Annotated in this window: 19 protein-coding genes; 7 read left to right on the plus strand and 12 right to left on the minus strand. The window is 35.9% G+C overall.

Annotated elements, in window-relative coordinates; genetic code table 11:
• Positions 1-2: 2 nt before the first annotated feature.
• A complete protein-coding gene (gene hutH / locus J4050_RS12185; protein WP_208154866.1) occupies positions 3-1,538 on the minus strand; it encodes a histidine ammonia-lyase in 1,536 nt (511 codons plus the stop codon).
• A 32-nt stretch (positions 1,539-1,570) separates the two neighbouring features.
• Positions 1,571-3,124: an NAD(P)H-hydrate dehydratase gene (locus J4050_RS12190; RefSeq protein ID WP_208154867.1), complete on the minus strand. Its 1,554-nt coding sequence runs from the start codon at positions 3,122-3,124 to the stop codon at positions 1,571-1,573.
• Positions 3,125-3,375: 251 nt separating this feature from the next.
• On the opposite strand from J4050_RS12190, the gene thrA reads away from it, so the two are divergent.
• The 3 genes from thrA to thrC are packed head-to-tail and all read left to right on the plus strand — an operon-like array spanning position 3,376 to position 8,051.
• Complete coding sequence (thrA, locus tag J4050_RS12195; protein ID WP_208154868.1) at positions 3,376-5,826, plus strand: bifunctional aspartate kinase/homoserine dehydrogenase I; 2,451 nt, start codon at positions 3,376-3,378, stop codon at positions 5,824-5,826.
• A gap of 3 nt (positions 5,827-5,829) precedes the next feature.
• Entirely contained in the window at positions 5,830-6,759 is a 930-nt protein-coding gene (locus tag J4050_RS12200; RefSeq protein WP_208154869.1) for a homoserine kinase, read from the plus strand.
• Positions 6,756-8,051: a threonine synthase gene (gene thrC / locus J4050_RS12205; protein WP_208154870.1), complete on the plus strand. Its 1,296-nt coding sequence runs from the start codon at positions 6,756-6,758 to the stop codon at positions 8,049-8,051. The genes J4050_RS12200 and thrC overlap by 4 nt, the downstream gene beginning before the upstream one ends.
• On the opposite strand, the gene bshA is transcribed toward thrC, so the two are convergent.
• From bshA to J4050_RS12255, 10 genes are all read right to left on the minus strand, one after another.
• Positions 8,048-9,184, minus strand: a complete 1,137-nt coding sequence (gene bshA, locus J4050_RS12210) for an N-acetyl-alpha-D-glucosaminyl L-malate synthase BshA (RefSeq protein WP_208154871.1) — start codon at positions 9,182-9,184, stop codon at positions 8,048-8,050. The genes thrC and bshA overlap by 4 nt on opposite strands.
• An 81-nt stretch (positions 9,185-9,265) precedes the next feature.
• Complete coding sequence (locus tag J4050_RS12215) at positions 9,266-12,223, minus strand: serine hydrolase domain-containing protein (RefSeq protein WP_208154872.1); 2,958 nt, start codon at positions 12,221-12,223, stop codon at positions 9,266-9,268.
• 124 nt (positions 12,224-12,347) lie between these two features.
• Positions 12,348-13,568 (minus strand): phosphoserine phosphatase SerB, encoded by a 1,221-nt coding sequence (gene serB, locus J4050_RS12220; RefSeq protein WP_208154873.1) that lies wholly within the window; start codon positions 13,566-13,568, stop codon positions 12,348-12,350.
• A 62-nt stretch (positions 13,569-13,630) separates the two neighbouring features.
• Entirely contained in the window at positions 13,631-14,116 is a 486-nt protein-coding gene (locus J4050_RS12225) for an ABC transporter ATPase (protein WP_208154874.1), read from the minus strand.
• Between the two features lie 36 nt (positions 14,117-14,152).
• Entirely contained in the window at positions 14,153-15,655 is a 1,503-nt protein-coding gene (locus tag J4050_RS12230) for a PH domain-containing protein (protein ID WP_208154875.1), read from the minus strand.
• Positions 15,642-16,157: a PH domain-containing protein gene (locus J4050_RS12235; RefSeq protein ID WP_208154876.1), complete on the minus strand. Its 516-nt coding sequence runs from the start codon at positions 16,155-16,157 to the stop codon at positions 15,642-15,644. The genes J4050_RS12230 and J4050_RS12235 overlap by 14 nt, the downstream gene beginning before the upstream one ends.
• 191 nt (positions 16,158-16,348) lie before the next feature.
• Positions 16,349-17,140 carry a (Fe-S)-binding protein gene (locus J4050_RS12240; RefSeq protein WP_208154877.1) on the minus strand — a complete coding sequence of 264 codons (792 nt, stop codon included), beginning with the start codon at positions 17,138-17,140 and terminating at the stop codon, positions 16,349-16,351.
• Positions 17,141-17,162: 22 nt separating this feature from the next.
• On the minus strand, positions 17,163-18,476 hold the full coding sequence (locus J4050_RS12245) for a 4Fe-4S dicluster domain-containing protein (RefSeq protein WP_208154878.1): 1,314 nt from the start codon (positions 18,474-18,476) through the stop codon (positions 17,163-17,165).
• 9 nt (positions 18,477-18,485) lie between these two features.
• Positions 18,486-19,427, minus strand: coding sequence for an MlaD family protein (locus tag J4050_RS12250; RefSeq protein ID WP_208154879.1), 942 nt, complete (start codon positions 19,425-19,427; stop codon positions 18,486-18,488).
• 66 nt (positions 19,428-19,493) lie between these two features.
• Positions 19,494-20,615, minus strand: coding sequence for an N-acetylmuramoyl-L-alanine amidase (locus J4050_RS12255; protein ID WP_208154880.1), 1,122 nt, complete (start codon positions 20,613-20,615; stop codon positions 19,494-19,496).
• 109 nt (positions 20,616-20,724) lie between these two features.
• On the opposite strand from J4050_RS12255, the gene J4050_RS12260 reads away from it, so the two are divergent.
• The 4 genes from J4050_RS12260 (at position 20,725) to J4050_RS12275 (ending at position 26,273) form a co-directional block, all read left to right on the plus strand.
• Positions 20,725-23,493, plus strand: coding sequence for a putative LPS assembly protein LptD (locus J4050_RS12260; RefSeq protein WP_208154881.1), 2,769 nt, complete (start codon positions 20,725-20,727; stop codon positions 23,491-23,493).
• A gap of 71 nt (positions 23,494-23,564) precedes the next feature.
• Positions 23,565-23,945 (plus strand): RidA family protein, encoded by a 381-nt coding sequence (locus tag J4050_RS12265; RefSeq protein WP_208154882.1) that lies wholly within the window; start codon positions 23,565-23,567, stop codon positions 23,943-23,945.
• A 32-nt stretch (positions 23,946-23,977) separates the two neighbouring features.
• Positions 23,978-24,748 (plus strand): TIGR02757 family protein, encoded by a 771-nt coding sequence (locus tag J4050_RS12270; RefSeq protein ID WP_208154883.1) that lies wholly within the window; start codon positions 23,978-23,980, stop codon positions 24,746-24,748.
• A 37-nt stretch (positions 24,749-24,785) separates the two neighbouring features.
• On the plus strand, positions 24,786-26,273 hold the full coding sequence (locus tag J4050_RS12275; protein ID WP_208154884.1) for a S10 family peptidase: 1,488 nt from the start codon (positions 24,786-24,788) through the stop codon (positions 26,271-26,273).
• Positions 26,274-26,298 lie beyond the last annotated feature (25 nt).

Below are 26,298 nucleotides of genomic sequence, written 5' to 3' on the forward strand. Positions count from 1 at the left end.
TTTTAATAACAGTCTAGTCCATAATTATTTAGAAACAATTCTTCAATTTCAATATCTATAGCTTTTAAAAACTGAATAGAAGCTTCAATAGCATCATGAAGAACTTCATCTTCTTTGATAAAAGGAACTAATTTTCGGTATTCTTCTATGAATGATTCTAATAAAGGTGATGTTTTATGAGGTCTTCTAAATTCTATAGCTTGAGAAGCATTCATTAACTCAATAGCAATGACGCGCTCTACATTTCTAATAACATCAAAAGCTTGGGTTGCAGCATTGGCTCCCATACTAACGTGATCCTCTTGTCCATTGCTAGAAACTATACTATCTACACTTGCAGGAGTCGCTAATTGCTTATTGGCACTAACTATACTTGCAGCAGTATATTGTGGAATCATAAATCCCGAATTTAATCCAGGATTATCAACCAAAAAAGGTGGTAAGCCTCTTAAACCTGAAACCAATTGAAAAATCCTCCGCTCAGATATATTACCAATTTCTGCCATCGCAATCTTTAAATAATCCAAGGCCAGCGCTAGGGGTTGCCCATGGAAATTACCTCCAGATAGTATTAAATCTTCTTCAAAGAAGATATTAGGATTATCAGTTACAGAATTGATTTCCGTTAAAATAACTTTCTCAACAAAATCTAAAGTATCTTTTGTGGCTCCATGAACCTGAGGGATACATCTAAATGAATAAGGATCTTGGACATGTTCCTTTGACCTTGCAATTAATTCGCTTCCCTTTAGCAATTCATTAAATCTACGTGCAACTTTTCGCTGACCAGGGTGAGGCCTAATAGCATGAACTAAGTCGTGAAAAGGGTCGAGTCTACCATCAAAAGCATCTAATGAAATACTAGCTACAATATCAGCCAAATATGAGGTTTTATGTGACATTAATAAAAGATACACACCATAGGCGCTCATAAATTGGGTACCGTTTAATAATGCCAAACCTTCTTTGGCTTCTAATTTTATTGGTTCCCATCCAAATTTCTCTAAAATTTCCGAGGCCTCATAAACGGTTTCATTGTGCACTACCCTTCCCTTTCCCAATAACGGTAAAGCTAAATGTGCCAATGGCGCTAAATCTCCAGAAGCACCCAAGGAACCTTGCTTAAAAACAAACGGAAAAATATCATTATTAAAAAAATCAATGAGACGCTCCACAGTTTTTAACTGTATGCCACTATGACCAAAGCTCAGAGAACGAATTTTTAAAAGAAGCATAACCTTTACAACAGATTCAGGCACTCGGTCACCTGTGCCACAAGCATGCGACATCACTAAATTTTCTTGAAGTTTAGTTAAATCTTCATTAGATATTTTTACGTTATATAAAGACCCAAAGCCTGTATTTATACCATACATTGGATCTTTGCTATTAGCTAATTTATTGTTTAAATAAGTCTTACAATCTTTTATTTTTTTAGTAAGCTCATCGGACAATCTCAGCTTTTTGTTCTCGTTGAAAATATTATATATGGTTACAATATCTAACGGTTCTGATGAAATACTATGGAAATTATCCATTATACGATTGATTTAGTTATTCAATATTATTATTAATTGTTTTCGTCGTTTTCAGCCGATTCAGAAGATTCTTCTGGTTGCTTAAATAGGTCTATGTAAGCTTCACCTAAAGAATCAATAATATGTCCCGCAATAAGGCTTTGATAACCGTAACTCTCAACAGCTATGTCTCCTGATTTTCCATGTAAGTAAACACCGAAAAGGGTAGCCGCTAAAGGCTCATAGCCTTGAGCTATTAATCCTGAAATGATACCTGTTAAGACATCTCCACTTCCAGCTGTTGCCATTCCAGGATTACCAGTGGTATTAACGTATTTTTTATTTCCGTTTATTGTTATTGTGTGTGCCCCTTTAATAACGATTATGACCTTATGTGCTTTTGAGAATTCAACAACTTTGTTGAGCTTATCAAAATCATCATGCCACTCTCCTATTAATCGTTCGAGCTCTTTGGGATGTGGTGTTAATACCGTCTGCACGGGTAGATATTTTAGTAGTGCTTTATTTTGCGCCAATAAATTAATAGCATCAGCGTCTATTACCAATGGTCTTTTGTTGGTTTTTAAAAAAGCTTCAAAAGCCTTCATAGTTTCCTCTGAGGTTCCTATACCTACTCCAATTCCAACAACTGTTGCATCAAAGTCATATGTTATAGATTCTATTTGCTTTTCGCCTTTATCGCAGACTACCATAACCTCAGGTAAAGCAGACTGTAAACTTGTATAACCACAAGTAGGTAAATACGCCGTAACCATGCCTGCACCGGCTATTAATGCCGAGCGACTTGCTAAATGTACGGCACCAATTTTACCAAAACTACCACCAATCATTAAAACATGGCCAAAATGTCCTTTATGTGAAAATTTATCCCTTGGTTGATAAAAGGGTAAAACTTCATATTTAGAAATGAGTTCAACAGCTGCCTCTGTTTGGATTAAGTAATCTCTATCTATACCAATATCTAAGACCTCCCACTGTACTGTATATTTGGCCGTATTGGGCAAAAAGAAAACTAATTTGGGTGATTGAAAGCTTAAGGTGTAATTGGCATAGACTACGGCTTCAGTATCATTAACGACTTTGTCTGTGTATAAACCAGAAGGTATATCAATGGACAAGGTAAAAGACTTGGATGCCCTAAACTTAAGAAAGAGGTCTTTGACCCAATCGGCTGGCGGACGATTTAAGCCTATACCAAATACTGCATCTACAATAATATCGTCTTGATTGATTAACGGAAAATCATTGGAAGAAGTCAATACCGTCGGCCAATCCTTAGTTGTATTCTTTATTCGATCATAATTGATTAAGAAATCTTTAGATCGTGTTTCACTGTAGTTTACAATGTAAGTTTTTACGTTGTAGCCATGAATAATTAATTGACGACTCAAAACTAGTCCGTCCCCTCCATTATTACCAATACCACAAAAGACATGGATAGGGACCTGAGCTCCTTGCATCCTCAAATGCATCCAATTAAAAATCTGAGTTCCTGCCCTTTCCATAAGGTCGGTAGAGGAAATATTTTGGCGCTCTGTAGTTAATCGATCTCCTTCGTAAATCTGTTCTTTTGAGAATACTTTCATGCAAGAAATAAGGTTCTAAATTGCTGGTAATAAAGTTGAAACTTTAGGTACAGAAATATTTTTTTATTCTCGTAAAAATAATACATTTGACAGGTAATGCAGAAAAAAATAAACATAACCTTCAATACCATTACTACGTCAAATTTTTCTACTGATTTGATGTATTTTATGACGACCATGACAACCCGATGGGTTATTCGTTAAGTTGCCGTCGTTCCCTTTTCTATTCGTATTTTTTTTAAATTATTCTTATGAAAGTTCTCAAATTTGGTGGGACCTCAGTAGGTTCCGCAGAAAATATCAATAAGGTTTTAGACATCTTAAAATTAGAGAGTCCATCAACTCAGACTGTGGTTGTTGTTTCTGCAATTGGTGGAATTACCAATAAATTAATACGTGCTTCTCAAAAGGCATGTGACGGTAAAGCGTCTTATGAAGATGACTTTATTGAAATTTCAAGTATTCATCACAAGGTAGTAGAAGAACTTTTTTTAAAGGAAAAGGACAGCGACACTATTAAAAAATTGGTAAATGCTAAGCTCAACGAACTCAAACAATTACTTGATGGTATATTTTTAATAAATGAAATCTCACCAAAAACCTCTGACAAATTATTGAGTTTTGGCGAATTATTATCATCTACAATAATATATCACACCCTTTTATCAAGAAGCTTTAACGCTGAATTTAAAAATGCTCAAGAGCTCATCATAACCGATGATAATTTTACTAATGCTAATGTAGACTTTGAGCTCACAAATTTAAATATAGACCTTTGTTTTAAAAGAAATAAAGCAGATATTACTGTACTACCAGGTTTTATTGCCAAATCAGTACATAAAGAATCTACGACCCTTGGTCGTGGAGGCTCAGATTATTCTGCAGCTATTTTAGCCGCAGCACTAAATGCAACCCAGTTACAAATATGGACCGATGTTAGTGGCATGTACACCACGAATCCAAAATTGGTAAAACAAGCAAAACCTATTAAGGAATTATCCTATCAAGAAGCTATTGAATTATCACATTTTGGAGCCAAAGTATTATACCCTCCAACGGTATTGCCCGTACTTCAGAAAGAAATTTCTTTAGCCATTAAAAACACCTTTGAGCCAAAAGCTCTTGGTACAACGATTACGCACAATTCTGCAAATGACGGTTTGCCCGTAAAAGGTATCAGCAATATTGATAGAATCGCACTAATGACTCTTCAAGGCAACGGCATGGTTGGTGTACCAGGCTTTAGCAAGCGGTTATTTGAAACACTCGCGCAAGAAAAAATAAATATTATTTTAATTACGCAGTCATCATCAGAACATTCTATATGTTTTGGTATTAAAGATGAGGATGCAGACCAAGCTCAAACAGCTATTGACGGAGCCTTTGAATATGAAATTGCACTTAATAAACTTGAACCTATAATTGTAGAAACCGATCTGTCAATTATTGCCCTTATTGGTGATAAAATGAAAAACCATCAGGGCATTAGCGGTAGAATGTTCAGTACATTAGGTAAAAACAATGTTAATATTAGAGCAATAGCACAAGGTGCCTCAGAAAGAAATATATCAGCGGTAATTGCTAAGGCTGATGTAAAAAAGGCACTGAACAGTTTACATGAAACCTTCTTTGAAGTTAAAACAAAACAGATCAACTTATTTATAACTGGAGTCGGTAATGTTGGAGAAAGACTCTTAAACCAGATTAAGCAACAACATAGTTACGTTAAAAAACATCTTAAACTGAACCTTCGTGTGGTTGGTTTATCAAATTCTAGAACTATGCTAATTGATGACGATGGAATAAAACTAGAGGATTGGAAAACGCAACTAGATCAAGGACAACGAGCAAGTCTACAAGGCTTTTTAGATTATGCTACTCAATTAAATCTGCGTAATTCAGTATTCATAGATATTACAGCAAATAGTGAAGTAGCACAAATTTACCCTGATTATTTAAGGCAAAGTATTTCTGTAATTGCATGTAACAAAATTGCATGCTCTGGAAAATTACAATACTACAAAAGCTTAAAAGCACTTTCTTTAAAATATAATGCAGCCTTCTTATTTGAAACAAATGTAGGAGCTGGCCTTCCGGTAATTGATACCCTTAATCATCTAATTACGTCAGGAGATAGGATAAATGAGATACAAGCGGTTTTATCTGGTAGCTTAAATTTTGTGTTTAATAATTTCAACGCCACAACCGCTTTTCATGATGTCGTAAAACAAGCTAAAGAAGAAGGTTACACAGAACCAGACCCAAGGATTGACTTAAGCGGTGTTGATGTAGCTAGAAAAATATTAATCCTAGCCCGGGAAAGTGGCTATGAGTTGGAGCTGGAAGATGTTAGTTTAGAAAATTTCTTAACAAAAAATGCTATGGACGCTAGCAGTGTCGAAGACTTTTTTAAGACGCTAATCGAAGATGAAGGGCATTATCAAGCCTTATACCATTCTGCCGTTAACCACAATGCACAACTTAAATTTGTAGCAGAATTTAAAAATGGAAAAGCAAAAGTTGGTCTAAGAGAAATTGCTAAAGGACATCCTTTCTACAATTTAGAGGGAAAAGACAATATTGTAATGTTTTATACAGAACTTTATCCTGAACAACCGATGATAATAAAAGGTGCTGGTGCCGGAGCAGATGTTACGGCATCTGGTTTATTTGCAGATATTATTAGAATTGCTAATAACTAAATAATGGAGCTTAACGAGATAAGACTATTTTCTCCAGCCACTGTGGCAAACGTGTCCTGTGGTTTTGATGTCCTAGGGTTTTGTTTAGATACCGTTGGTGATGAAATGGTGATAAGAAAAACTGACGAAAGAGGTATAAGGATTACCAAAATAACAGGATATGATTTACCCTATAAGGTTACAGAAAATGTAGCGGGTATATCTGCTTTAGCCATGTATAACACACTTAAACCAGAATGTGGTTTTGAAATTGAAATACATAAAAAAATCAAGCCTGGCAGTGGTATAGGAAGCAGTTCTGCCAGTGCAGCGGGTAGTGTTTTTGGCATGAATGTACTCTTAGGAGATCCGTTAAATAAAACAGAGCTAACATCTTTTGCCATGAAAGGGGAAGCTTTTGCGAGCAAAGCAGAACATGCTGACAATTTGGCTCCTGCAATATTTGGAGGGTTTACCATAGTAAAATCAATACATCCTCTTCATATCATTGAACTGCCGACACCAAAAGATTTATATGCTACTATAATTCATCCACAAATTGAAATTAAAACCTCCGATGCGAGAGCTCTACTTCCACAAAAAGTACCATTACGTGATAGTATTACCCAATGGGCCAACCTCGGAAGTTTAGTACATGCGTTGCATACCTCAGATTATGATTTAATCGCTTTGAGTTTAAACGATGTCATCGTTGAACCTCACCGTAAGTCTCTTATCCCTGATTTTGACACTCTAAAGGAAAAAGTCATTAAAGCAGGTGCTTTGGGTTGCGGTATATCTGGTTCTGGGCCATCAATCTATACACTAAGCCAAGGCATTAAAGTTGCAGAAAAAGTGGAAGATGCTATGTTTATGATATATGAATCAACATCAATTCCATTTGATACCCATGTTTCAAAAATCAATACGGAAGGAATTAAAATTATAAAATGACCTATTACTCTCTAAATAGAAAAGCACCAGAAACTACATTTAAAGATGCAGTTATAAGAGGATTAGCCCCTGACAAAGGCTTATATTTCCCTAAGGAAATCAGTCCTCTTCCTAAAGCCTTCTTCGCAACTATTGCACATAAAACTAATCATGAAATAGCCTTTGAAGCTATTAAGCAATTTGTTGGTACAGAAATACCCGAACCTATTCTCAAATCAATAATTGAAGAAACCCTAAATTTTAATTTCCCAATCATAAACCTTAACGACCAAATATCTATTTTAGAGTTATTTCATGGGCAAACTATGGCCTTCAAAGATGTAGGAGCAAGATTTATGGCGCGTTGTCTTGGCTTTTTTAACCGAAATAACAATAATGAAGTCACTGTGTTAGTTGCTACCTCAGGCGACACAGGCGGTGCTGTTGCCAATGGTTTTTTAGGCGTAAAAGGAGTTAATGTTGTTATTCTCTATCCTAGTGGTAAGGTCAGTAAAATTCAAGAAAAACAATTAACCACTCTGGGTAAAAACATAACCGCTATAGAAGTAGATGGTGTATTTGATGATTGCCAAGATATGGTAAAACGTGCTTTTGTTGATACAGACCTGACTTCTACCATGCAATTAACCTCAGCAAATTCCATTAATATCGCTCGGTGGTTACCTCAATTATTCTATTATTTATTTGCCTATAAAGCATTAAAACCAAAATACGATGATATTGTATTCTGTGTGCCAAGTGGCAATTATGGTAATATCTGCGCCGGCATGGTGGCCCAAAAACTTGGCTTACCCGTAGAGCACTTTGTAGCAGCCAATAATGCCAACGATGCTGTGGTAAGGTATATGGATACAAAAACGTACAATCCAAAACCTTCAATGGCAACTCTTAGTAACGCCATGGATGTTGGTAATCCAAGTAATTTTGTTAGAATTCAAGAATTATATAACAATTCATTTGAAGATTTAAAATCGCATTTATCCACTTTTAGTTTTTCGGATACTGAAACCGAAGGAGCAATATTAGAATTATTTAATGCTCATAATTACATCGCAGACCCTCATGGCGCCATTGGTTATTTAGGAGCTAAAGCTTACCTAAAAAAGAATCCAAAAGCTCATACCGTTGTCTTAGAAACAGCACACCCAACTAAATTTTTAGATGTTGTAAAACGTGTTATACAAAACAAAGTTGAAATACCTGTACAAATTAGGGCAATAATGGATAAGCCTAAATCAAGTATTAAAATTGCTACATACAAAGAATTAAAGGCTCTTCTTTTAGAAAGCTAAACCACAAGAAAACTTTTTAAGGTTTCCTCATATATAGCTTCGTACATAGGAACTATTCTATGAATATCGAATTTGGAAGATTGTGCTTTAGCGTTGCCCTTGAACTTTTCCAGTGTTTTTAAATCCTTTAAGATTTTAACAGCATTGGCTGACATTGCCTCAACATCTCCAACATCGCTTAAAAAACCAGAAAATCCGTTTATATTAACCTCGGGCAAACCACCTGTGTTGGATGAAATTACAGGTGTACTGCTTGCCATGGCTTCTAATGCTGCTAAACCAAAACTTTCAGTTTCAGATGGTAATAAAAATAAATCGCTAAAGCAGAGTATTCTATCAATTTCGGTGCTATTTCCTAAAAACACTACGCGGTCCGTTATGCCCAACTCATCAACTAGCAATTCTGCGGCTTCCTTTTCTGGACCCTCTCCTACCATCATCAATTTAGCAGGCAACTTTTTTTGCACTTCATTAAATACCTTGATAACATCCGGAATACGTTTAACCTCCCTAAAGTTACTGATATGCGTAATAATGCGTTCATTATCTTCAGCCATCATGGCACGTTGGCAATCTGTAAAACTACCCAGATGCTTTTCTAAGTCGATAAAATTAGGTACCACATGGATTGGCCGCTCTATCTCAAAAAGCCTCATTGTATCTTCCTTAAGACTCTGTGATACTGAGGTCACTGCATCTGACTTATTAATACTAAAAGTAACAGCAGGTTTATAAAATGGATGACTTCCAACAAGTGTTATATCAGTTCCATGAAGGGTGGTAACTATTGGCACCAAAACATCTTCATCTAACAACATCTGCTGTGCCATATAAGCCGCATAAGCGTGAGGTATAGCATAGTGCACATGTAAAAGTTCAATACCATGAAGCTTTACCATATCCACTAATTTACTAGATAAAGCTAATTCGTAGGGCTGGTAGTGAAATAAAGGGTATTCTGGCACGTGCACCTCATGAAAATGAACGTTATTACCCAATAATTCTAGACGAACGGGTTGACTGTAGGTTATAAAATGGATTTCATGACCACGCTTAGACAACTCAAGTCCAAGTTCTGTAGCAACAACGCCACTTCCTCCAAATGTTGGATAGCAAACAATACCTATTTTCATAATAATTATTACTGTGTATGCGGAAGCAAGTTATTTAAATGTTGACAAACCAAGTAAATTTTAACGTAATATTCTTATTCGCTATTCAATCACCGATTCGTAAATCATTCTTTGTATTTCAGTTCTTATATTTTCTCTTAGCAGCAAGTTTTTACCCGCTTCAGGAAATGTTCTGTTGGCGAGAAAAACATATACAATTTGTTCTTCTGGATCTGCCCAAGCATATGTGCCTGTAAAGCCAGAGTGGCCAAAGCTTGTCATTGAAATACATCCACAGGTCGGACCTTCCTCTCCCAACTGAGGCTTATCAAAACCTACACCACGCCTGTTATCTGCATGGCAATAATGGCATTCGTTGAATTTATCTATAGTTTCTGGGTTCAAATAGCGCTTACCACCGTAATATCCCTTTTGCAAATACATTTGCATAATTTTTGCAACATCGTTGGCGTTGCTGAATATTCCTGCATGCCCGCCAATACCACCCTGCATTGCCGCTCCCATATCATGCACATAACCATGCACCTTTTTATATCGGTAGTAATTATCCACCTCTGTTGGAACAATATCCCTTAAACTAAATTTGTCCCTTGGATTATAGGTGGTGTAATTTGCGCCAAGCGACTTATAAAAACGATCTTGAGTTATTTCGTGTAGTGATTTATCATAGAATCCTTCTAGATAGTTTTTTAAAATGTAATAAGGTAAATCACTGTAACGATACCTCAATCTTGAGAGAAGGTCGCTTTCCCTAATTATTTTTTGAATAGAATCTTGGTAATCATTTCGCATGAAGAGTGTGTTTGTAACTTCAATACTGAAATTTTTAGAAGGTTTTTGTCGGTAATATTTTACGTCAGGTTTCTTAGTTACCGTATCTAAAGTTGCATAGTAGAAGGGAATCCAAGGCTTTAAACGTGCGTAATGCGATAACATTTCTTTTAATGTTATGTCCTTTTTATTGGTGTTCTTGTAGTCATACATCAATGAACCCAATTTGGAATCCAAGGACACTGACCCTTGTTGCTCCAACTCCATCAATACGGGTAAGGTGGCCAATATTTTAGTTAATGATGCTACGTCATAAACATCATCAAAATCAACCTTGTTTTTTTTAGCATAAGTATGGAATCCAAAATTCTTGTTATAGACAACCTTTCCTTTTCTTGCTACTAAGAGCTGGATACCTGGAGTCATTTTTTTTGAAATCGCATAATCGGCAACAGAATCTAGTTTCGCTAACTTTTTAGAATCCATTCCAACACGTTCTGGCAAAGTGTAACCTAAGGCATTTATTGCCGTAAACGAATCACCCGAACCGACAGGGAAAAACTGACCAACACTAACTGGCAATTTCCCTTTTGCTCCAATAGCACCGAATAAAAGCTGAGCAGACTTCTGTTGCGACATAGGACTGTTTTGATAGCTCATTACAATACCCTCTACATTTTCTAAAGACAATAAGTCGTTTAATGCGTAAGGTTTGGCAAAAACATCAAGGATCACAGTATTGGTTCTTGCAATTTCATAAAGCCAACCCATTTCCTTACGGGTGAATTTATAACCTTTCCAAGGTGATTCATTTGATTTATGAAATCCAATAATCACTGTATTATAATTTTGCAATTTTGTAATCAAACCATCTAGCTGTTCCGCTTTGATATGGTGAACCTTTGTGTATTTTTTGAGTTCATTATAAAATATAGACCCATCGTCATCTCCTAACGACACATAGGCAATATTCTTGGTTTCTAGTTCTCGGAGCGGTAACAAAGAACTTTTGTTTTTTACCACTGTTATTGCATTTTCCATGAGTTCCTCATAAAGAATATCGTCTTTAAGACGATTTAAATCCTTACTCAAATTAGCCAAGCCAATTGGACTGTACTCATTAAGGCCAACTTTATATTTAGCCATTAAAATCTTCTTTACAGAATGTGAAAGGCGCTCTTCGCTAATAACGCCACTTTTAAAAGCTTCAATGAATGCGTTTATTCCTTTTTCTGGATTTTCTGACATAAGCATAACATCATTTCCCGCTAAAAATGCCATTAAATCAATCTCACCACCTTTTTTGAGTGATTTAGCTCCTAAACCATCAACATCCTTTTCTATGTAATCTGCAGCGCCCTTCATTGTTAATGCATCTGTAAAGATTAAACCGTTAAAGCCAAGTTTATCCTTTAAAATATCAGTAACTATATACTTAGACAATGAAGAAGGAAAACCACTTCTTGTCTCTAAACTAGGTACGTTAAGGTGAGCTACCATGATACTCGATAGTCCCTTTGGTATTAAAGTGCGGTAAGGATAAAGTTCTACGGAATCTATTCGTTCTTTATTGAATGAAACTGTTGGAAGTGTTTTATGGGAATCATCTTCTGTATCGCCGTGCCCGGGAAAGTGTTTTGCATTTGCCAAAACTCCAGCGTTTTGCATCCCCTTCATAAAGGCTAGGGATTTTTGGGTAACATTAATTTTATCTTCACCAAAAGAACGGTTACCAATAATTGGATTTTTAGGGTTGGTATTGATATCAACAACAGGAGCAAAATTAAAGTGCACACCTAACCGCCTGCAGTGCTCACCTATGTGCTGACCTGTTCTTTCAATGAGCTTAGCATCAGTCACAGCTCCTAATGTCATGTTCCATGGAAAGGCATAAGTAGAATCTAAGCGCATGCTTAATCCCCATTCTGCATCCATACCAATGAGTAATTTCACCTTTGAAGCAGCTTGAAATTCATTATTTAATTTAGCCTGTCTATACGGCCCTCCCTTTGAGAATATAATACCACCAATATGTTTATTTTTTATAAGATTTACAATTTGATTTTTATGGTTAACACTTTTGTTAGAAAAAGCCTGAATCATGAACAATTGACCTATACGCTCTTCCAAGGTCATAGTATTGTATAAACTGTCTACCCATTTTTGCTGTTCCACATTATCGTCGGTTAACAACGGATTAAATGCTTTCTCTTGAGAAAAACCAAACTGGATAAACGAAAAAATCAGAATGAGGGCTGTGTAACGCATTGACATAATAGATATACGTAGGTTAACGAATATAATGCCAAATTAGCATATTTAAGAGGAAGTAAAAAACCTTTAAGAATGTTTTATTAACCGTGTAACCAACAGAATTTAGCTGGTTATGCTTTTATAACAAATCGATATGCCGATCGTGATAACCTAGAAGGTACAGAATACCATCTAGTCCAATACTCGAGATAGAACTTTGAGCATTATCCTTAACCTTAGGTTTTGCATGAAATGCTATACCCAAACCTGCTACATCAAGCATTTCGAGGTCATTGGCCCCATCACCAACAGCTATGGTCTGCGCAATATCAATGCCTTCTTTTTCTGCTAATAACCTCAGGTACTCAGCTTTCTTGGCTCCATTGACTATATCGCCTACATAACCGCCAGTCAATACACCGTCCTTTATCTCTAATTGATTGGCGTAAACATAATCTATATCTAATTTTTCCTTTAAATAATTTCCGAAATATGAAAACCCACCAGACAATATAGCCGTTTTAAAACCATAATTATGTAAAGTATCTATTAAGCGCCTTGCACCTTTAGTAATTGGCAAATTAACAGCAACCTGATGAAGAACATCTTCACTAAGACCCTTTAAAAGTTTCATGCGCCTTTTAAAACTTTCATTAAAATCTATTTCACCTTGCATAGCCATTTCCGTAATTGCTTTTACCTCCTTACCTACTCCAGCCAACTCGGCCAATTCATCTATGACTTCTGTTTGAATTAGGGTGGAATCCATATCAAAACAAACTAAACGCCTGTTTCTTCGAAAGATATTATCTTCCTGAAACGCAATATCCACATCTAATTCTCTAGATATTTCAACAAATCTTGCTGTAAAAGAAGATTTATCTTCAATCCTTCCTCTTACTGACAACTGTATTGAAGCACGCGGATATTCCTCTGGCTTTATTAGAGATAAACGTCCCGTCAATCTTTTTATGGAGTCTATATTTAGATTTTTTTCAGATACTACTTTAGTGACTTCGGAAATTTGCTCTGCAGAAAGGCGCTCTCCAAGAATAGTAATTATATAACGGTCTTTGCCCTGAAGACCAACCCAATCTTCATAACCTTCGGAGCTAATAGGTGTAAATTTTGCTGTAATACCTAATTCATAGGCCTTAAAAAGTAAATCTTTGAGTACAGAAGCTGATTTTTTCCCGGATTTAATTTCAAACAGAATACCCAAAGACAGGGTGTCGTGAATGTTTGCTTGGCCTATATCTAAAACTTTAGCACCGTATTCAGCCAGAACGCTTGTTAAACCAGAGGTTAGGCCAGGTTTATCTTGACCGGAAATATTTAATAAAAAGATGTCAGTACCCAAGATTATTTTTTTTGAAGTATGAAAATGAGTGTTCCGTAATACATATAAAAAAATTAGCCAGTTTAATTTAAAAATCGCCCATGCCAGCTCTGACTCGCAGGTACTTCCCAATTCTCATTAAACTCGGCGATATTTGTTACTAGATTATTAAAAACAATGGTGTTTTTAGAAACGGCCTTATCCTTGGCCATCTTTCTAAAATCCTTCAATGGTTTGTAGGCCACATACTCGCCTTGTTTATATGACACATTCATTTTATCCATTAAATCCACATTATATTTATGTTCCAAGTTTTGAATAAAGCGCACCGAAGCGTCAATTGAGCAACCAGTAGCATTATTTAAGTTTTGGTTTAATGCCAGCACTATAAAACGCTTATAAACAATTTTATACCCTGACTGCAAATTCTTTCCATGTGCAGTCCAAGATGCTATAAAATCGTCTAGATGCGTTGTTATTTCTTTTATTTCATCATCAGTAAATGAACGGCTACACTGATAAATCCAAACTCTAGACTCGAGCGGTAATTTTTCAAAATCTACTAACATAATTAAGAAGAAAATATTTGCGTCAAAAATACAGATTTACATCCAATTTTTGTTTTGAGACTCAACCAAATACAAGATAAAGTTAGAAATTTCTACAGCCTCTGTTTTATCAATATGTGGGATTGTTATAGACTTAGAGGCTGAATGCACCGTTAACGAGGCCAGTCGTCTTCGTTTCTGGAAAATAGTCTGCTTAATTTCAACAGCTTGAGTTTTATGAACCTCTAAATATTTTGAGATAGTCTCTATCAATCCACCACCGCCAAGGACGATATAATTTTCGTCAACGTGGTAGTAAGTTTTTTTATACATATAGTAGGTATTCAACGCAATGTAAAGCAGAAATATAAGGTTGAGAAGTAAAAACTCTGCAGGGAGAAAATAAAGTCCAATATTGACTACAAGTAAAATTATTGAGTTTATCCATAACCTCTTGTATACAATATAAATATTTGGCTTGTGCCTTACTAGGCGATTAAGACCTTTAGGATAAAACTGTTCTAACAACTCATAGATTTGGCTGTGATTAAGTCCAACGATACTGAACTTAAGTTGCTGCTTTTTGTTTGCCATCGCCTGAGTAAAGGAGAGCTTATACAATCCAAGAGCCTTTTTTAACTTGTTGGTTGATACTGTCGTTGTCTGAATACGACTAGATGTAAGACCTAAATTTATTTTGTTAAATAGTCCTTTTGATATTTCTAATCCATTAGCCTTGCGCAATACAGTTAAATTAAAATTTTGGACAAACATTCTTATCATCGAAAAGAAAAAGGATACCACTAACAAAATGCCTAGAAGCGTAAGGTTAAAAAGCAAAAGTGCCATCATGGACTCACTTTCTAACTGAAACCACTCTCTGAAGCGCTCAGCAAATTCTACATTATCAACAAACTCCTTAAGGTCTTGGTATATCCCAACTAAGAATGCAAAAATCAGTATAAAGCTTTTTAAATGATTTTCACTAATGCCTTCTAACAATAATTTCTTTATGGAAGCTTTAAAATATACTTCCTCTTCTACATTAGAATCTTCACTGCTTTCAGTTAAACCTTGTTCTTTAGCCCCAACCAATAGCAGTTTTTTAAGCGCCAAAGCTTTTGGTCTAGACAAGGCTGTAATTTCAATTTCTGTTTTGTCATCGCCAGCTGTTTCAATGGATAGTGAAACTACATCTATTAGCTGTTGCAGCAGGTTCTGCTTTATATATACATTCTGAATTCTAGAAAAGGATACTGAAATTTCCTCCTTATTGATAATTCCTTTTTTAAGAAAGAAATACTCTTCCCTTATATAGAACTTAAAATTCAGAAAACGTAAAATTGCTATAAACAGAAAGAAAACTACTATAGCTGCAATAGATAAAACAAATTTTGGCTGTGTAAAATCGGGGCCCTTACCAGACTGCAAGTATTTTAGAAGTAAGGCAGCACTCGCAATAAGTATTCCTTTACTTACTTTATATACACTTACTCCAAAAATAACAACTATACCCTTGACAGATTGCCTAGACGGATTGTTAAAATTAAACGCGGTCATTTATGATTTGCGTTAAATGTGCATATTGACGCTCTGCTATGTCCATAGGTAGACCACGAATGGCAAGGTCTCCACCTGATTCACCTGCAGAATATATTTTCAAAGTAGATAAACCGAATTTCCTGGCTAAAAATGATCGCCTTATTTCTAAATGCTGGATTCTATTGTATGGTAATGTTATGATTTTGGTAACCAAATAACCATGTGTATAGGTCATATCTTGTTCCCGAATTGCATATTTACGATTCTTAAAACCTAAATAATAAATCAACATGACTATGAGCCCAACAACAACCAAAACCCCTTGTAGATAAAATGCAAAATGACTAAAGCCATCATCTTCTGACACCCATCTCGCAAAAGTTAAACCTCCAACTGCACCGACGAATATGGTGCCAATATTTATTATTAAAATATAGAGAAAATTTTTATGGATTGGAATTAATTCTAATTCCTCCAGACTAGGAAGGGTATTAATATCTATTTGATTATTAGAAAACATTTATTTCCTTTTATTTATAAGGTAGTATCTTCTAAACCCACCTGTGACAGCAAAAAACAGAAACCAAAACGGAGCGTAATTCCAGTTTAATAATCCATTTTTAAAATAGGTTAGCACTAATAAAACGAAAGACCAGAACAATCCATTTTTAAGTGCCGATATTAGTATTGCCTTTCTATTTGAGGCTTCCACTATAAATCTTCGGCGTTAGCAATGAGCTCTGCCACATCCATAACAGCTATTTGTCCTTCTTTTTCTTTATTCTTAACACCGTCGGTCATCATTGTATTACAAAACGGACAACCAGCAGCGATAATTTCTGGTTTTGTATCTAAAGCCTGTTCTGTGCGCTCAATATTCACCTCTTTATTTCCAGGTTCTGCATCTTTAAACATCTGTGCACCACCTGCACCGCAACATAATCCTCGGCTCTTACAGCTTTTCATTTCTACCAATTCGGCATCTAGTTTACGGATTAACTCACGAGGCGCTTCATACACATTATTGGCACGACCTAAATAGCACGGGTCGTGAAAAGTGATGCGCTTTCCTTTAAACTGACCACCTTCTATTGTTAATCGTCCTTCCTCCAATAAATCTCTTAAAAATTGTGTATGGTGGACTACTTTGTAATTACCTCCAAGTGATGGGTATTCATTTTTGAGCGTATTAAAACAATGCGGACACGTCGTTACAATGTTTTTAATTTCATAGGCATTTAAAACTTCGATGTTAGTCACCGCTTGCATTTGAAACAAAAACTCATTTCCCGCACGTTTTGCTGGATCGCCTGTACAACTCTCTTCGGCGCCCAACACCGCGAAGTCAACGTTAGATTTATTTAATAGCTTAACAAAAGCTTTTGTTATTTTTTTGGCTCTGTCATCAAAACTTCCTGCACAGCCCACCCAAAACAATACCTCCGGTTGTTTTCCTGCCGCCATAGATTCTGCCATTGTTGGCACTTTTAGTTGCTCGCTCATATTTTTGTTTTGATTTATTTCTTTATTCGTTAGCCCAGTTTAATCGGTCCATTTGATTGTAAGGCCAAGGTGCTCCATTATTTTCAATATTGGTCATCATGTTATTTAATTCCATAGGTGCAGCGCTCTGCTCCATGACTAAATAGCGTCTCATTTCCATTATAATGGATAAGGGATCTATGCTCACAGGACAAGCTTCTACACATGCATTACAACTCGTACAGGCCCAAAGCTCCTCTGCAGTGATATAGTCGTTTAATAGTTGCTTTCCATCGTCTTTAAATTCGCCATCATTAGCGTCTATATTTCTACCAACCTCTTCTAAACGGTCGCGAGTATCCATCATTATTTTTCGTGGCGACAGCTTCTTACCTGTTTGATTCGCAGGGCACTCACTTGTACAACGGCCACATTCCGTGCAGGTATAGGCATTTAACAACTGAATACGGCTTAAATCCATAACATCACTTGCTCCAAATTTAGAAGGTTCCTCTTCGTCCTCACCTTCTGGAGGTGCAGCAAAAGGATCCGCATTGGGATCCATCATTAACATCACTTCTTTGGTGACCGCTTCAAGATTATTAAATTGTCCCTTAGGTTTAAGATTTCCGAAATAGGTATTTGGAAAGGCTAATAGAATATGTAAATGCTTTGAAAAGTAAAGATAATTTAGAAAAACCAAAATCCCGATTATATGAAGCCACCAAGCGGTACGCTCTACAATGGTTACAGTATTTTGATTTATTCCATCAAACCAAGGTGCAATAAATTGAGAAATCACATTTCCAGAATTCATTTCTTGAAACGGAATATCAGTAGCATTCATAGTAAGAAATAAGCACATCAATACCACCTCAAAATACAATATAATATTACCGTCATTTTTAGGCCACCCTGTCATTTCTGCACTCATAAAACGCTTGAGTTTGATTGCATTTCTTCGAAGCCAAAAGACAACTACTGTAACTAAAACCAGTACAGCTAAGATTTCAAAAGTCCCGATTAAAAAACCATAAACACTTTCCCCAATAAGATCTAAAAATAACCGATGCGTACCAAGCAGGCCATCTAGAATAATTTCTAATACTTCTATATTTATTATTACAAATCCAACATAGACTACTACGTGAAGCAACCCTGCAATTGGTCTTTTAACCATTTTACTTTGTCCAAGGGCAATACGTGCCATATTTCGCCATCGTTGCGGTTTATTATCACTGGCATCAACTTCTTGTCCAAGTTTAATATTTCTTATTAGCTTTTTTACATTTCTGGCAAAGTAACCAACACCCAATGCTAGGGCTATTGCAAAAAGTATGTTTGGTAAGTATTCCATATTGAAATTCTAATTCTTTTGTTGTTCCGTTGGTTCTTCGTAGGGAATTTCTTTTTTCGATAAAATTCTCCTATATCGTGCTGGGTGCAATTTTATATCTAAAAGCAACATCTCCAATTCCTTGGTGGCTGATTCTAAATTATTATACAGTGCATCATCGTTAAGCAGCTTACCAACAGTTCCTGTGGGATTATCTACTTTGGCTAGAGTTTCCTGTAAAGCCAATAAAGTATTATCTAGATTATTTAATGTGTTAGAAAGTCCCGCTTCTTTTAATTCTGCAGACAATGTATTGAGATTACTGCTGGTCTCTTCAAAATTATCTAGCAGTAAGGCTATTTTATTTTCGTTTTGTTTTACCATTCCCTCAATGGTACCAGATAAACTCTTAAATGCTTTTAGGGTTGCGTTTAATTCTGCAATGGTCGCTTTAATACCCTCGTTGGAATCATCTACGACCATTTCATTAAGATTCCCCATTAAAGTATCTGCCGTTCTTATAGCACCATCTAAATCAGAACTAAGACCAGAGAAATTCTTCTTTAAGGATGTAATTAAGCCAGGCTGAACTTCGGACTTTAAAAAATCACCAGGTTTTGCAATCTCTCCGTCATTGACACCTACAATTGCCAAAGCGTTACCACCCATGATTCCAGTTTCATATAATCTAACAATACTGTTTTTTGAAAATTCTAATTTTGGGTTCACGGAGAATGAAACAATTGTTTTCCCAGTTTCGAAGTCGTATTTAATATCTTCTACCTTGCCTACTTTATTTCCTTTTACGGTAACGGAGGAGGACATACTCAAAGCGTTATAATCAAACTCTGTGTAGTAAGTGTCTGTGTTTGTAAACAGGTCTTCTCCCTTGAGGTATGTGAAAAGATATATAAAAAGGGCAATACCAGACAGCACCAATATTGCTGTTTTAACTTCTCTTGAAATTTTCAATCGTTGTTGCTTTGATTAGAAACAAAATTAGGAATAAATTTTAATTCCTTTTACTGTAGGCAGAAGTTATTTGTTGGCATCATTTTGGAGTACTTCTGAAAGACTTATTTGCTCACCGTTTTTAAAAGCGACAACAAAACTTGAAGGGTAACCTTTTTCCCTAGCCTGCTGCTGCAAACGTTTGATTTCATTATAATCTGAAGTGTTTCCGTAATAGTACTTATAAAGGTTCCCTGCACTCTGTTTTGAAATAGTATTGAGACCTTTAAAATTATAAGCCTTCGTTTGAAGATTTTTAGAACTCGCTGCAATTTGCACCTTGAAGGTAATATCTTTATAAATAGTTGAAGCGCCTTCAGATGCTTCTGAAGCATTTGAGTCTACACCAAGAATATTTGCTCCTACATTTAAATCGAGTTCTTTTTTGTAATCTAAAATGGCATCTCGTATTGCTTTTGCCATGGTAGATTGGCCCTTACCAGAATTTAAGTAAGCTCCTTCTCGTTTATTAGTTAAAAAGCCAAGTTCAACAAGAACACTGGGCATATAGGTGTTTCTTATAACAAGTAGACTCTCTTGCTTAAGACCTCTACTTTTTCGTTTTGCCCTTTTGATAAAATTATCTTCAATTTTTCTTGCTAATATAATGCTCTGTTCTACATACACTTCTTGTTCAATTCCAATAGCAATGGTGGACTCAGGTGAGCTTGGATCGAATCCTGCATAATTTTCCTCGTAATTTTCCTCTAAAAATATAACTTCGTTTTCTCTTTTTGCAACCTCAAAATTCCGTGACGTATTGCGCTCTCCTAATACCCAAGTTTCGGTTCCGTGTGGATTTGGATTACCCACGGAATTACAATGTATGGACACAAATAAATCGGCATCGGCTTTATTAGCTATATCTGCACGTTTATATAACTCAATGAAAACATCTGTTTTCCTTGTATAAATAACTTTAATATCTGGATTCTTCTCTAATTCCTTCCCTACTTGCAGCGCAACTTTTAAAGCAATGTGCTTTTCTTTATGTCCGTTGCCAACATTACCTGGGTCACCTCCACCATGCCCAGCATCAAGAACCACTACAAACTTATCATTTTGCCCATGCAGGTAATTCATAGGTGTTAAATATCCTATAAATAGAAATAACCAAAATACTATTATGTAATTTACCTTCGTTTGCATAGAAGTTTTAAAGGTTTGAAAAGCATTATTTTTATATAACGATAATGACGATTTGTTATTTTGAACTTTGAATTATAATTCAATTAAACACAAAAAAATATCTGTACTTTTGGCGTTTCAAAAACCGAGCCATACATTTACAAAAATACATTTAATAGGATTGCGTACAAACAGCCTACACATACTTTTTGCGTTGAGTTTTACCATGTTTATCAACACTATTGGCTTGGCACAAGAACTCCCAAAGCAGTCCAAACCCATTCCTGCCAATAAAGCTAAAGATTCTGTGTCTATTGCTGTTGACTCTATGCTAGCAGAGCCTGTTAACAACAAGGTTATAGATACAGTAAAAACAGACTCCCTTCAAAAAAAGGAATTTTTAGAAGATGTTGTAAGCTATAAGGCTAAAGACTATGTCTCAATTAATCAGAAAAAACAAAAAATCTTTTTGTACAATGAAGCTGTTGTGAAATACCAAGACATGGAGATTAAAGCTGGTAAAATAACAATTGACTATAGTAATAATCTTATATATGCTGGCCGCATAAAGGACTCTACAGGTTACTCTCAAGCACCAGTGTTTACACAAGGTGCCAATGTTATTGAGCCAGACTCAATAATTTTTAATACCGATACTCAAAAGGCTAAAGTATTTAACTCAAGAACAGAGCAACAAGGCTTTAATGTTTTTGCCCCAGATACAAAACGAGAAAACGACTCTACATATTTTATGGCAAACGCACGTTTTACAACTGCTGAAAATATGGATGACCCAGAATATCAGTTTATCACTTCTAAGTTAAAAATGGTTCCGGACAAAAAAATAGTCGTTGGGTCCACATACATGGAAATCTACGGCGTACCAACTCCTATTGCCTTGCCTTTCGCGTTTTTTCCATTGACTAAAAAACAAACATCTGGAATTATTTTTCCATCCTTTGGCGAGGACACAGGAAATGATAGGGGATACTTTTTACAGAATGGCGGCTATTATTTTGCCATTAATGATTATGTAGATTTAGCCATTCTGGGAGATTATTACACCAATGGAAGTTATGGACTACGTGTAGAAAGCAATTATGCCAAACGTTATAAATATAGAGGTCGTGTCAATTTCAGGTATGAAAACTTGCTCAACAGTGAACGTGGATTTCCTGATTTTTTTCAGACCACAAATTATAATATCCAATGGTCTCATACGCAAGATGCAAAATCAAATCCAAACTCGAGATTTTCAGCGTCTGTTAATATAGGTAGCAGTCAGTTCTTTAGACAATCTGTAAATCAAGTCAATCAGGCTAATATTTTAAACAATACGTTTCAGTCTTCAGTATCATACTCTAAAACATTTCAAGGCGAACCACAGGTTAACCTAAATTTAACGGCCACACATTCTCAGAATACAAATACAGAAGCTATTAACTTAACCCTGCCTACTTTGCAAGCATCTATGACTAGGGTTTTTCCTTTTGCACCAAAGTCTGGTATAAAAAAAGGAGCTATACAAAATATAAACTTCCAAGTTAACACAAGAGGCGAATATCGCATCCAAACAACGGATTCTCTTTTTGGCAAAAGTGAAATGTTTGATGATGCCCTTGCAGGCATGCAGCACAGCATACCCATAACCACTAATTTTAAAGTGTTTAACAATTTTAGTGTAAGTGCAAGTGCAAACTTGCAGGAAACTTGGACGTTTAAGACCATAAACCGTTTTTTTGACCAAGGTACCGAAGACGTCATTACGCTTGACCAAAACGGTTTTGACCGATTTTTAACTTATAATGCAAGTGCCAGCATCGGTACAACCTTGTATGGGTTATTTAATTTTGAAAAAGAAGGGAAAGACCCAAAAATTAAAGCGATTAGGCATGTTATTAGACCTAATTTAAGTTATACAATCACTCCTGCATTTGACCAATATTACGAAACCTTTGAAATTATAGATGCTGATGGCACAACCACCCAAGAATATACGCGATTTGAAAATTCGATTTTCGGTACGCCTAGCAACCGGTTTTCGAGTAGTGTTGGGATTGGAATCGGTAATAATATAGAGGCCAAAGTTAGACCAAAAGACTCTACCGCCACTGAAGATAAGAAGATTTTCATTCTAAACAACCTCAACCTTAATACAGCATATGATATTGCGGCCGACTCCTTAAATTGGAGTCCATTAAGTATTAATGGTGGAACCCAGATTTTGAATAAAAAAATGAATGTCAATTTTGGGATGAGCTTAAATCCTTATGCTCTAGATAGCAACAATAACATTACAAATACTTTTAACATTAATAATGGCGGTAGTCTTTTTAGACTAACTTCTGCCAATTTAAATATTAGTTATTCCTTATCTAACGATAGTTTTTCGGGTAAAGGAGATGATATTGATGATGGTGTTAACCAGGAACGTGCAGCCTTAGCTAATGGAAGAGTAGATGGGTTATTTGGAAAAACCGAGGACTTTGCAGATAAACGACTATCAGACTTGGACAGAGACAGTGATAAAGAAGAAGTAGATTCAGAACTTTACAATTACAAAATCCCTTGGAGTCTGAGGTTAGCCTACGCGGTTAATTACGCAAATACGAGAAGGCAAGATCAGATATCGTCACACTCATTAATGTTCTCCGGTGATATTGACCTGTCGCCGCGATGGACTGTTGGTGTGTCTTCTGGATATGATTTTTTAAACAGAGGATTTACTTTTACCCAGTTGCGCTTTGAACGCGACCTCTTGAGTTGGCGAATGAACTTTACTTGGATACCTATTGGTACGCGTACCTCATGGAACTTTTTTATTGGTATAAAATCGAACCTCCTCAAAGATTTAAAATACGACCAACGTCGTCAACCAGACTTAGAATTAGGCAACTAGATTTTATTTTTAAGTGTTAAGTCTATGCTTCTTTTTAGTTATTTTTGATAGCATAAAAAGACTGTATTCTTATGAAACGAATTATAAGTACATCGAAAGCTCCAATTCCTATTGGCCCATACAACCAAGCTGTTTTAACAGGTAATACCCTGTATACCTCTGGACAAATTGCATTACACCCTGAAACAGGAGAATTAGTTAAAGACACTATTGAAATGGAAACCGAGCAGGTGATGGAAAACTTAAAAGCTGTTTTGTTTGAGGCTGGAATGACCTTTGAAAATGTTGTAAAAACCTCCATTTTTATTAGTGATATGGAAAACTTTTCTAAAATCAACACTGTCTATGCCAAATACTTCGATGAAGAAACCGCACCAGCTAGAGAGACTGTAGAAGTGGCAAACCTGCCCAAATATGTGAATGTAGAAATTAGTATGATTGCTATAATATAAATTTTAGCTAGCTATTAATCAATTTTCTTTTTTTGAAACTTAAAAAATCCGAACTTAAAATTTTTCTAGATAGTAAAGTTTCACTTTACAACAATACCAAATTTCTTGAGAGCGACCCTATACAAATACCTCATAATTATTCAAAGAAAGAAGATATTGAAATCTCAGGGTTTCTAACAGCAACGATTGCGTGGGGAAATCGTAAGAGTATTATTAATAATGCACAAAAGATGATGCAACTTTTGGATAATGCACCTTACGATTTTGTAATGCATCATAAAGTTAAGGATTTAGGGCAGCTTAAAAACTTTGTGCACAGAACCTTTAATGGACAAGACTTTGCGCAATTTGTAAAAAGTTTAAATCATATTTACAAGCTTCATGGTGGACTTGAAAATGTTTTTGCTAAAAATGCAAAACAGCACTCCCTACAACAAAGCATTCATCATTTTAAATCTATTTTTTTTGAAATTGACCATTTAAAACGGACTCAAAAGCATGTTTCTGACCCCTTAAAAAATTCGGCAGCCAAACGTATTAACATGTATTTACGTTGGATGGTTAGGCAAGATAATGCTGGTGTTGACTTCGGTATATGGAAAAGCCTTTCTCCGGCACAACTCAGCTGTCCTTTGGATGTACATTCTGGGAACGTGGCACGACAATTAGGCTTATTGAAACGCAAACAAAATGATGCCAAAGCCTTAGCCGAACTGGATAAAAATCTACGTAAACTCGACCCAAACGACCCAGTAAAGTATGATTTTGCCTTATTTGGCTTGGGTGTTTTCGAGGGATTTTAAATGATGAATAGTATCTTTAAACCTAAACTAATTAACTATGAAAAAAATACTTACGCTTCTTACCCTATTGACTATTAATGTTTGTATGTCCCAAGATTTGCAAATCCCTGTAGATACAGCATATATTACTACCAATACGGTAAAAATTAAAGGGAAAGCTATCGAATATAATGCTGAAACGGGCTTTCAACCTGTTTGGGATGACAACGGAAAACTTATTGCCTCATTAAATTATACCTATTACAAACGCACCAATGACAGCCAGAATAATCAAAGACCATTGTTGTTTTCATTTAATGGTGGTCCAGGTTCTGCATCGGTTTGGATGCATTTAGCTTACACAGGCCCTAAAATCTTAAAGATTGATGACGAGGGTTACCCTGTGCAGCCTTATGGTGTTAAGGATAATCCTAATTCTATATTAGACCTTACTGATATTGTTTATATCAATCCTGTAAATACAGGGTACTCGAGGAAAATTGCTGATGCAGAAGGTAAAATGCCAGATGACGAGCTCTTTTTTGGTATAAATGCAGATACCAAATACCTAGCCGGTTGGATGAACACTTTTGTAACACGGCATAACCGTTGGGAATCACCTAAATTCATAATCGGTGAAAGCTATGGAGGTACGAGGGTTATGGGATTGTCCTTAGAATTACAGAACCGTCAATGGATGTACCTTAACGGTGTAATAATGGTGTCGCCAGCAGATTATAAAGTTCTGCGTGTAGGTGGACCTTTATCCTCAAGTTTAAACCTCCCCTATTATACTGCCGCTGCCTGGTACCACAAACAGCTTCCACAAGAATTACAATCTAAGGACCTATTGGAAATACTTCCAGATGCAGAAGCCTTTGCCATAAATGACCTTATGCCTGCCATTGCTAAAGGTGGATTCATTTCAGATATCGAAAAAAACGCCATAGCCGAAAAAATGAGCTATTTTTCTGGGCTCTCTAAAAAAGTTATACTTCAACAAAATTTAGATGTCCCAAATAGTTTTTTCTGGAAAGAATTATTGCGCAATACCTCTGCAATGACCATTGGAAGATTGGATTCTAGGTATTTGGGCATTGATAAGGTGGAGACAGGTTCTAGCCCTGACTATAATTCCGAAATAACATCATGGTTACACTCGTTTACACCAGCTATTAATTACTATATGAAAAATGAACTTGGGTTTAGTACAGATGTTAAATACAATGTATTTGGTAATGTTGGTAATTGGGATAGAAGCAACGACAATACTAGAGATAATTTAAGGCAGGCTATGGCCCAGAATCCATATCTTAAAGTATTAACCCAATCTGGATACTACGATGGTGCTACAACTTACTTTTCAGCTAAATATTCGCAATGGCAAATTGACCCGAGCGGAAAACTAAAAGACCGCTTTTCTTTTAAAGGTTACCGCAGTGGGCACATGATGTATTTACGAAACGAAGACCTTATAAAAGCAAATGATGATTTAAGAGACTTTATTAAGAGTGCACTGCCAAATGGCAAATCAGCTAAATACTAGTTATTTATAATTAAAAAAGGCTGCC

The sequence above is a fragment of the Winogradskyella pelagia genome (assembly GCF_017581965.1).
Taxonomy (GTDB): domain Bacteria; phylum Bacteroidota; class Bacteroidia; order Flavobacteriales; family Flavobacteriaceae; genus Winogradskyella; species Winogradskyella pelagia.